General features: G+C 74.3%; 3 protein-coding genes and 1 pseudogene. 2 read left to right on the top strand and 2 right to left on the bottom strand.

Annotated elements, in window-relative coordinates:
• A partial coding sequence (locus ABZV94_RS39260; RefSeq protein WP_356349489.1) for an ATP-binding protein occupies positions 1 to 1,222 on the bottom strand: 1,222 nt, incomplete at its 3' end.
• 470 nt (positions 1,223 to 1,692) lie between these two features.
• Here ABZV94_RS39260 and ABZV94_RS39255 point away from each other — a divergent pair.
• Positions 1,693 to 2,553, top strand: a complete 861-nt coding sequence (locus tag ABZV94_RS39255) for a hypothetical protein (RefSeq protein WP_356349486.1) — start codon at positions 1,693 to 1,695, stop codon at positions 2,551 to 2,553.
• 273 nt (positions 2,554 to 2,826) lie between these two features.
• Positions 2,827 to 6,201, top strand: coding sequence for a pyruvate carboxylase (locus tag ABZV94_RS39250; protein WP_356349484.1), 3,375 nt, complete (start codon positions 2,827 to 2,829; stop codon positions 6,199 to 6,201).
• Between the two features lie 76 nt (positions 6,202 to 6,277).
• Here the strand turns inward: ABZV94_RS39250 and ABZV94_RS39245 are convergent.
• Positions 6,278 to 6,615 (bottom strand): annotated as a pseudogene (locus ABZV94_RS39245) (hypothetical protein); the annotation flags it as partial.

Genomic DNA, 6,615 nt, shown 5'->3' with positions numbered 1-6,615 from the left:
GGACCACGGCGCTCTCCGCGGCGGCCGGTGCCGGTACGGACGGCCCGCTCTGCGGTCGCGGGGCCGCGGCGGCCGGCTCGGCGGTTGCGGGGCTGGTCAGGATCTCCTGCGGGATGAGCAGCAGTACCCCCGTGCCGCCGCGCGCCGACGGCCGGAACGACACCTTCAGCCCGTGCTTGCGGGCCAGCCGGCCGACCACGGCGAGCCCGAGCCGGGTGCCGGTCAGCCCGCCCAGCTCCGAGACGTCACCGGACACCGCCCGCTCGGCGCGGCGCAGTTGCACCTCGCCCATCACCAGCCCGCTGTCCTCCACGGACATGATGACCCCGGCCGGCACCTCCTCCACGTACACGTGGACCTCGGCGGTCGGCGGCGAGAAGTTGGCAGCGTTGTCGAGGAGTTCGGCGAGCGCGTGCATCACGCCCTCGGCGGCGTGCCCGGCGACGGCGGCCTCGCTGACCGAGTGCACCCGCACCCGCCGGTACCCGGCGATCCGCCCCATCGCGCCCCGCAGGATCGACTCCATCCCGATCGGCCGCGCCCACCGGCGGCCCGAACGCGCCCCGGTGAGCACGGCGACGGAGTCCGCGAGCCGGCCGGCCTGGGCCGTGCGGTGGTCGAGGTGCAGCAGGTCGGCCAGCACGTCCTCGTCGGTGTGCCGGTCCTCCATCGCCCGCAGGTCGGCGAGGGTCGCCGTGGCGAGCGCCTGCATCCGGGCGGCGGCGTTGGAGGTCGCGGCGACCGCGGCGGCCCGCTCCCGCCGGGCCCGCTCCAACTCGCCGGTGAGACGGGCGTTCTCCTTCGCCAGCCGGTCCAGCTCCCGCGCGCCCTCCTCCTCCAGACGCGCGCGTTCGGCCGCGAACGACTCCGTGAACTCGGTGCGCTGCTGCGCGAGTTCGTCGATGAGCCGCTGCTGCTCCCGGCGTGCCTCCTCGGTCGTGCGGGCCTGCTGCTGGAGCAGCCGTCCGACGTCCTGGGTGACGCTCTCCAGCCGGCGCCGGGTGCCGCGCGCGGTCCGCAGGGCGTGCGCGGCCGTGGCCACGGCCGCGCTGAGCACGACCGCCGCCGCGCCCGCGCCCGTGGCGAGCGGGGTGCGCACCGAGTCCGGTGCCGCCGCCACGGCCGCGCAGACCACGAGCGCCGACAGCACACCGGTGACGGCGAGGGTGGAGACGAAGGTGCGGAGGGATAGTCGGTCGCCGGGATGCGTGGGCGCGGTCATCGGTCCGGTCTGATCCTTGCGGCGGAGACGGCAGGCGGGGGCGGGACGGACAGGAAGAACGAGGAGGTGGAGGTGACACCGGTGGTGAACTGGCCGTCACTATACGAGAGTTCGTGATCGAAACAGAAAGGTTCTGTGTTCCTTCCGGATCGCGCCCCCGGGAACGCCTGTTCCTGAGGACGGTTCCCCGGGGGTGCCGGTTGCCTCCCGGCCCCCGCTTTCGCCGCCGCGCGCCTGTGGGTCTTCCCACACCGGCGTGCCCCCGCGCCGGATCTTGACGCCCGCCTCCCGGCTCGCTGGACTGCACGGAGGGACGGGTCGGACTGGGGGCGATCCGTACATCTGTACGATGGCGCCTGAAGCGGACGGATGGCGGACAAAAACACCTCGGCCGGCCGGACCGCCGGGAGCGAGGCGGAGGGGGCGATGCGCGTGACGGGGGAGCCGACGGCGACGGGCTGCCGTGACTCATGACCGCTGAAGGGCGCACCCGGCGAGTCCGTCCGCTGCTCGCGCGGCTCGCCCGGTTCACCGGGCGGACGCTGTGGGGCGAGTGGCACGCCATCGTGGTCGACCCGTTACGGCGGCTCGTGCGGCGCGGACTGTCCGGGCTGCTGCTGGCCTTCGTCGCCGCGTTCGGCGTCATCTTCTTCCACGACGTCGCCCAGCACCCCACGGGAGCGCTGTGGGTGGAGCGGCTCGGCGGGGTCCGGGCCGAGCTGCCGCTGTGGCTGTCCCTGCTGCGCACCCCCGTGTCGCTGTACGTTCCGGCGCTCGACCTGCCGGTGTGGGCGGGCATCACCCAGCTGTTCCTCGCGTTCGCCCTGGCCGAACTGGCCCTGGGCCGGGCCCGGACCCTGGTGATCGCCTACGCCACCACGCTGGCCGGCACCCTCACCGCCCGCCTGATGATCGCTCTGGGGCCCGGCTGGTGGGGGCTCGGACTGCCGCCCGAGGCGGGGCGGGTGCTCGACACCGGGCCCTCCGCGGCCGTCGTCGGTCTGTTCACCTACCTCTCGGTGGTCCGGCGCGCGCCCGTGGTGTTCACGCTGACCGGCGGCTCGATGGTGTGGGAGTCGATCGCCGTCCCCAACCTGGCCGGCCGCGAGCATCTGATCGCGGTGGCCGCGGCGATCGTCCTGGGCCTCCTGCACGGCCGGGGGAATCGGCTCCGCGCCGCCGTACGGTCCCTGCGGCCCACGCGCCCACGCTCCCCGCGCACGGCCCCGCCGCCCCCGCCGCCGCCCACCCCTGTCCCCGGCCCCACCCCGACGACCGGCCACCCCGGGCATGCTCGGCCCACGGCGCCGGCGCCTTCCCTCGAACGCTAGTCCGGCCGGCGGAATCGGCACCATCAGCTCCCTCGGGAATCAGCTCTCGATCCGCTCGGCCCTCGCCGCGCCCCCGCCGGCCTTCCCCGAGGGGCTGCGCTGCCGCTTCTGACCCGCCCGGCCCGGCGCGCCCGTGTGGCGCCGCCCACCCCGTCAGTGTGATGGTTTTCGCACATCGACCCGTGCGGGCACCCCCTAAGGTGGCCGCGAGTACGGCAGGTGTGGCTGACACCAGGGTGTTCGTCGCCGGCAGGCAGCTGAAGGGAATCCAGGATGTTCCGCAAGGTGCTGGTCGCCAACCGTGGAGAGATCGCGATCCGCGCGTTCCGGGCGGGCTACGAACTCGGCGCGCGCACCGTCGCCGTGTTCCCGCACGAGGACCGCAACTCGCTGCACCGGCTGAAGGCCGACGAGGCGTACGAGATCGGGCAGCCGGGGCACCCGGTGCGGGCCTACCTCTCCGTCGAGGAGATCGTGGGCGCCGCCCGCCGGGCGGGCGCCGACGCCGTCTACCCGGGGTACGGCTTCCTGTCCGAGAACCCCGAACTGGCCCGGGCCTGCGAGGAAGCCGGCATCACCTTCAACGGCCCCAGCGCGGCCACCCTGGAGCTGACCGGCAACAAGGCCCGCGCGGTCGCCGCCGCCCGCGCGGCGGGCGTGCCCGTCCTGGGCTCCTCCCAGCCCTCCACCGACGTGGACGAACTGGTGCGCGCCGCCGAGGAGATCGGCTTCCCCGTCTTCGTCAAGGCGGTCGCGGGCGGCGGCGGGCGCGGCATGCGCCGCGTGGAGGACCCCGCCCAGCTGCGCGAGTCCGTCGAGGCCGCCTCCCGTGAGGCAGACGCCGCGTTCGGCGACCCCACCGTCTTCCTGGAGAAGGCCGTCGTCGAGCCCCGCCACATCGAGGTGCAGATCCTCGCCGACGGCGAGGGCAACGTCATCCACCTCTTCGAGCGGGACTGCTCGCTCCAGCGCCGCCACCAGAAGGTCATCGAGCTGGCCCCGGCCCCGAACCTGGACCCGGAGCTGCGCGACCGCATCTGCGCCGACGCCGTCCGCTTCGCCCGCGAGATCGGCTACCGCAACGCCGGCACCGTCGAGTTCCTGCTCGACCGCGACGGCAACCACGTGTTCATCGAGATGAACCCGCGCATCCAGGTCGAGCACACCGTCACCGAGGAGGTCACCGACGTCGACCTCGTCCAGGCCCAGATGCGGATCGCCTCCGGCGAGACCCTCGCCGACCTCGGCCTCTCCCAGGACACGATCACCCTGCGCGGCGCCGCCCTCCAGTGCCGGATCACCACCGAGGACCCCGCCAACGGCTTCCGCCCGGACACCGGCCGGATCAGCGCCTACCGCTCCCCGGGCGGCTCCGGCATCCGCCTCGACGGCGGCACCACCCACGCCGGTACGGAGATCAGCGCGCACTTCGACTCGATGCTGGTCAAGCTCACCTGCCGGGGCCGCGACTTCCGGGCCGCGATCGGCCGGGCCCGGCGCGCGGTCGCCGAGTTCCGCATCCGTGGCGTGGCCACCAACATCCCGTTCCTCCAGGCGGTCCTGGACGACCCCGACTTCCAGGCCGGCCGGGTCACCACCTCCTTCATCGAGCAGCGCCCGCACCTGCTGACCGCCCGCTCCTCCGCCGACCGCGGCACCAAGCTGCTCACCTACCTCGCCGACGTGACGGTCAACCAGCCGCACGGCCGTCGGCCCGACCTGCTCGACCCGCTGACCAAGCTGCCGCCGCTGCCCGCCGGCGAGCCGCCCGCGGGCTCACGCCAGCTGCTCGTGGAACTCGGCCCCGAGGGCTTCGCCCGGCACCTGCGCGAGTCCCCGACCATCGGCGTCACCGACACCACCTTCCGCGACGCCCACCAGTCCCTGCTCGCCACGCGGGTGCGCACCAAGGACCTCCTCGCCGTCGCCCCGGTCGTCGCCCGCACCCTGCCGCAGCTGCTCTCCCTGGAGTGCTGGGGCGGCGCCACCTACGACGTGGCGCTGCGCTTCCTCGCCGAGGACCCCTGGGAGCGGCTGGCCGCCCTGCGCGAGGCCGTCCCCAACATCTGCCTCCAGATGCTGCTGCGCGGCCGCAACACCGTCGGCTACACGCCGTACCCGACCGAGGTCACCGACGCCTTCGTGCAGGAGGCCGCCGCCACCGGCATCGACATCTTCCGCATCTTCGACGCCCTCAACGACGTCGGCCAGATGCGGCCCGCCATCGAGGCCGTACGCGAGACGGGCACCGCGATCGCCGAGGTCGCCCTCTGCTACACCGCCGACCTCAACGACCCGTCCGAGCGCCTCTACACCCTCGACTACTACCTGCGCCTCGCCGAGCAGATCGTCGAGGCCGGCGCCCACGTCCTCGCCATCAAGGACATGGCCGGCCTGCTGCGCGCCCCCGCCGCCGCCCGGCTCGTCTCGGCACTGCGCCGCGAGTTCGACCTGCCGGTGCACCTGCACACGCACGACACCGCCGGCGGCCAGCTCGCCACGTACCTCGCCGCGATCCAGGCCGGCGCCGACGCGGTCGACGGCGCGGTGGCCTCCATGGCCGGTACGACCTCCCAGCCGTCGCTGTCCGCGATCGTCGCCGCCACCGACCACTCCGACCGGCCCACCGGCCTGGACCTCCAGGCGGTCGGCGACCTGGAGCCGTACTGGGAGGGCGTCCGCAAGATCTACGCCCCGTTCGAGGCGGGCCTCGCCTCCCCGACCGGCCGCGTCTACCACCACGAGATCCCCGGCGGCCAGCTGTCCAACCTGCGCACCCAGGCCGTCGCCCTCGGTCTCGGCGACCGCTTCGAGGACATCGAGGCGATGTACGCCGCCGCCGACCGCATCCTCGGCCGCCTGGTCAAGGTCACCCCGTCCTCCAAGGTGGTCGGCGACCTGGCCCTGCACCTGGTGGGCGCCGGCGTCTCCCCGGACGCGTTCGAGGCGACCCCCGACAAGTTCGACATCCCGGACTCGGTGATCGGCTTCCTGCGCGGCGAGCTGGGCACCCCGCCCGGCGGCTGGCCGGAGCCGTTCCGCACCAAGGCGCTCCAGGGGCGGGCGGCGGCCAAGCCCGCGCCCGAGCTGTCCGCCGAGGACCGCGAGGGACTGGCCAAGGACCGCCGGGCCACCCTCAACCGGCTGCTGTTCCCCGGCCCGACCCGAGAGTTCGAGACGCACCGCCAGTCCTTCGGCGACACCAGCGTCCTCGACAGCAAGGCGTTCTTCTACGGCCTGCGCCCGGGCAAGGAGTACGCCGTCGACCTGGAGCCCGGCGTCCGCCTGCTGATCGAGCTCCAGGCGATCGGCGAGGCCGACGAGCGCGGCATGCGCACCGTGATGTCCACGCTCAACGGCCAGCTCCGCCCGATCCAGGTCCGCGACCGCGCGGCGGCCTCCGACGTCCCGGTGACGGAGAAGGCCGACCGGTCCGACCCCGGCCATGTCGCGGCGCCCTTCGCCGGTGTGGTGACCCTGGCCGTCGCCGAGGGCGACGAGGTGGCGGCCGGTGCCACGATCGCCACGATCGAGGCCATGAAGATGGAAGCCACGATCACGGCCCCCCAGGCGGGCCGCGTCTCGCGCCTCGCCATCAACCGCATCCAGCAGGTGGAGGGCGGCGACCTCCTGGCGGAACTGGCCTGACACCGCCGGGGCCGCCTGCCGCCGGTGAGCGGGCGGCCCGGCGTGGCGCACGCCCGCGCCGCACCCGGCGCCCGCGCTAACCCCGGCCGATGAGGTGGCGCAGGCGGGCGAGGAGCAGGTTCGGGTCGCGCCGGGTGGTGGACGCGGCGCTCGGTACGTACACGGTGCGGCCGCGGACGGCCACGGAGGTCGGGTTGGACAGGCCGTCCGCGGCGGTGAGCACGGTCGTGACGGTGCCGTCGGCGCGGACCAGGACGACCCTGTTGCCGGAGTTCAGCGCGTACCGGCCGCGCTGACCGGCGCGGAGGCGGAGGTGGCTCCTGGCCCATGCCGTCGGTGACGGTGAGGGTGAGGTGCTCGGCGCTGGTGGCCCAGTCGAAGTTGTCGCCGCCGACGGCGTAGGCCGGTTCCAGG

The sequence above is a fragment of the Streptomyces sp. NPDC004658 genome (genome assembly GCF_040609555.1).
Taxonomy (GTDB): Bacteria; Actinomycetota; Actinomycetes; order Streptomycetales; family Streptomycetaceae; genus Streptomyces.
This window is presented reverse-complemented; position numbering and strand designations above follow the sequence as displayed.